Here is a 3,588-nt window from a genome sequence, read left to right on the forward strand (position 1 = left end):
CACCATTGCGGCGGCGCACCCCGGGCTCGATGGGCTGCTGTACCGGGGTCGGTTTTCCGGCGGCCCGTGTGCAGCGCTGTTCCCCCCGGCCGCCGATGCCTTCCCCGTCCGGCCGGCGACGTCGAACCCGCTCGCGCATCCCGGTCTGCAACGCCGTCTCGCTGCGGCCGCGGAGGTGATCGGCTACACCCTCGTCTGAGGTTGCGCCGACCAAGACGGGGTGGAGTCGATCCGGATACCTGGTTCGGTTCCCGGCGGCCGGCGGCCGGTGTCTGGGGGTGAGAGGGTGCGGGTGTGACGTTCCGGTTGCCGACCACGACCCTCGCGGCGGTTTCGGATGTTGCGGTGGTGGCGGCGTTGACTCGGCACTACGCGGCCGGTGCAACGGTCGGGTCGGTTCTCGATCACCGCGCCGACGATCCGAGAATGTCCGCAGGGAAATCGATTTCGCGTTTGAGGATCTTGCCGGTCGCACCCTTGGGCAGCTTGTCGGCAAGCCAGATGTGGCGCGGATACTTGTACGCGGCGACCCGGGCCTTGACGAACTCGCGCAACTCGTCGGGAGTCGCCTGCGCATCGGGCCGTAACGTGATCGCCGCGACGACCTCCTCACCGTGGGTGGGATGCGGCACCCCGATGACTGCGACTTCGCGCACTGCAGGGTGTTCGTAGAGCACTTCTTCGATCTCGCGTGGGTAGACGTTGTAGCCACCGCGGATGATGAGGTCCTTCTTGCGGTCGACGATGAAGTAGAAGCCGTCGTCGTCGCGGGTGGCCATGTCGCCCGTATGAAACCAGCCGTCGATGATCACGACCGCAGTGGCATCGGGCCGATCCCAGTAGCCCTTCATCACATTGTGGCCGCGGATGACGATTTCACCGACCTCACCGGGTGGGGTTTCGGTGCCGTCCCGGTTGACCAGCTTCATCTCCACACCGTCGATCGGCAGTCCGATCGACCCGGCCTTGGTGTGCCCGAACCGGTTGAACGTGGCGGTCGGGGACGTCTCGGACAGTCCGTAGCCTTCGAGGATCGGTGCGCCGAAGGTGTTCTCGAAGCCGCGCAGCACCTCGACCGGCAGCGCGGCACCTCCCGAGACACACATCCGCAGACTGGAGGTGTCCACCTGCTCGGTGTCGGTGTGGAGCAGGGAAACATGCATCGTGGGGACGCCCGCGAACAGGGTCACCCGGTGGCGTTCGATGAGGTGCAATACCGCTGCGGCCTCGAATCGCGGCACCAGCGACACGCTCGCGCCGGCCGCGATGGACGCGTTCAGTACGTTGCTCTGCCCGAATGCGTGAAAAAACGGAAGGCAACCGAGCACCACGTCGTCCTGGCCGAAGTCGAGCATGCCGACGAAGGTGGTGGTGTTGCGGTACAGATTCGCGTGGGTGAGCTGTGCGCCTTTCGGGGTGCCGGTCGTGCGCGAGGGGTCGAGGATGAGCGCCGTGTCGGCGTCGTCGCGGGCGGTGACCGCCGGCGTTAACGGCCAGGCGGCGCCGGCCGCGAGGGTGTCGTCATCGAGGATCACGATGTCGGTGCCGGTCGCTGCGGCCGCGGGTTCCGCCTCGGCAGCGACAGAGCTCCACACCAGCGCCAGCTCGGCACCGGAATCGCGGAGGTGGTGCTCGATCTCGCGAGCTTTGAGGAGCGGATTCATCGGCACGACCGTCGCGCCGACCCGTAGCGCGCCGTAGTAGAGAACCGGGAACGCCACGACGTTCGGCAGGGCGATCCCGACTCGGTCGCCCGGTCGGACGCCGCGGGCCTGTAGCCAGCCCGCCGCCCGGGCGGTCAGTTCATCGAGTTCGGCATAGCTGATGACGAGATCGTCGAGAAGGATCGCGGGCCGGTCGGGATGACGGCGCGCGGACTCGGTCAGGATGTGGGCGAGGTTGGTCATGATCGGCTTTCGGGTGCAGGGTAGGCCATTCGGAGTAGTGACGGGGGCCGGAACGGGGTCCATCGGTCGACAGGTTGGGCGAGCCGGTCCGCGACCGCCCACAGCGCCGCCGGGTGACTGGTGATGCCGAAGTGACTGGCAAGAACGGCGATGTTCTCGGCGCGGGGGGCGGGTTCGTCCAGGCAGGCCCGCCAGGCGAGGATCCCGTCGAGCTTGGAGTAGATCGACGTGGCGGGCACCGGAAGCGGTCCTGCGCCGTATTCGAGCGGCAGATCCAACGGCTCGATGTGCAGGTGGGAATGGCGATGAAACAGACGGTTGGCGCGGCTTTGTTCGTGCCGGGCGAGCCGGATCGGGCTGCCCAGGGTGATGACCTGTCGAACCGCCTGCGGGGTGCGGCGGGCAAGTTTGCGCGCGAAGATACCGCCGAGACTCCACCCGATGAGCGTGACCGGCTCCTGGTAGCGGTTGCTCAGGTAGTCGAGCCGCGCCTGCATGCCGTGCACCGCCTTGCTCGTGGGGCCGATGTTGCGGCCGAGCCGCCACCCGTACGTCCGGTATCCGAGCCCTCGGACGACGGTGCGCAGGGTGTAGGTCGAGGCATCACTCGTGTTCAATCCGGGGAGCACGAGGACAGGGTGTTTGTCCCCACGCGGAAGTGCGGCCAGCAGCGGTGCAGAGTAGGCCAGGAGCGCATAGTCGACGGCCGCGCGCGCGGGGTCGGTGAAATAGAGCAGGTCGCCCGGCGCCGTGTGGCCTCGTTGCGTCGTTCCGGTCATGGGGTGTTTCCCTCGAGGCCGAGTTCGGCACTGACCCCGATGGCGTCCATGGACGACCAGGTGGCATCGACGAAGTGAGCGAGCATAATCAGGTCGCGCAGGTTCCCCTGGCGATCGCGGATGTGGTCGCGCAGCAGCGCCTCGCCTGTGAAGCCGAGCGAACCGAACATCGCCACCGCGTGCTCCTGGTCTGCGGCGAGCTCGACGACGACCTTGCGGCGGCCTCCGCGGATCGCGTCGGTGAGTGCGTGGCGGGCCAGCGCGCGGCCGATGCCGACCCGTCGATGGGCCGAGTCGACAACGAGTCGCAGTTCGCCGACGTGGTCGGACCAGCTGGGCAGCGGGCGCACCGCGGCGAATCCGATGACCGCGGCATCGTCGAGCGCGACCCAGTGCGCCGGGCGGGCCGCCCAACCGCGAACCGTGTCCGGCTCGGTGACGTCCTCCCTCATGAGCGTCAGGTCCCCGGCGGGCAATCGGCCGAAGAACTCGATCAGGGCGTCGGTGTGCCCCCGGCCCAACGCGACGATGTTCATTCCTGTATCTCACTTCGTTGGATGAGGAAATCGATGATCCTGGGGATGGTGGTCTTGGTGGCCGTTCGGCCGACGAGCAGTCCGACGTGCCCACCATCGAGGCGCACCTCGTGTTTGTCGGGCGAGCCGATCAGGTCGAGCAGCGGACCGGCGGACGCCTCCGGCACGATGTGGTCACGATTGCCCAGCACGGTCAAGAACGGCACCGTGATGTCGGAGAGGTGTACGCGGTCACCACCGACGACCAGCGTGTCGTTGACGATCGAGTTGTCCCGAACCATCACCGCGATCTGCCGGGCGACACCGCCGGGCAACGGAATGTGGTCGGTTGCCCACCCGATCATCGCGCGGTACGCGGCGACGTAG

The 3,588-nt window shown here is 67.6% G+C and carries 3 protein-coding genes and 2 pseudogenes; 1 reads left to right on the forward strand and 4 read right to left on the reverse strand.

Translation table 11 applies throughout. From position 1 onward, the window contains the following. Window positions 1-199 (forward strand): annotated as a pseudogene (locus WAW17_RS19590) (RES domain-containing protein); the annotation flags it as partial. 205 nt (window positions 200-404) lie between these two features. Here the strand turns inward: WAW17_RS19590 and WAW17_RS19595 are convergent. From WAW17_RS19595 to WAW17_RS19610, 4 genes and pseudogenes are all read right to left on the reverse strand, one after another. Further along, entirely contained in the window at window positions 405-1,907 is a 1,503-nt protein-coding gene (locus WAW17_RS19595) for a long-chain-fatty-acid--CoA ligase (RefSeq protein ID WP_422334589.1), read from the reverse strand. Continuing rightward, window positions 1,904-2,686, reverse strand: a complete 783-nt coding sequence (locus WAW17_RS19600; protein WP_422334590.1) for an esterase/lipase family protein — start codon at window positions 2,684-2,686, stop codon at window positions 1,904-1,906. Before WAW17_RS19600 ends, WAW17_RS19595 begins: the two co-directional genes overlap by 4 nt. Next, complete coding sequence (locus WAW17_RS19605; RefSeq protein WP_422334591.1) at window positions 2,683-3,222, reverse strand: GNAT family N-acetyltransferase; 540 nt, start codon at window positions 3,220-3,222, stop codon at window positions 2,683-2,685. The genes WAW17_RS19600 and WAW17_RS19605 overlap by 4 nt, the downstream gene beginning before the upstream one ends. Continuing rightward, window positions 3,219-3,588 (reverse strand): annotated as a pseudogene (locus WAW17_RS19610) (alpha/beta hydrolase); the annotation flags it as partial. The pseudogene WAW17_RS19610 and the gene WAW17_RS19605, both read right to left, overlap by 4 nt.

The organism is Rhodococcus sp. (in: high G+C Gram-positive bacteria), from assembly GCF_049286785.1.
Lineage (GTDB): Bacteria > Actinomycetota > Actinomycetes > Mycobacteriales > Mycobacteriaceae > Rhodococcus_F.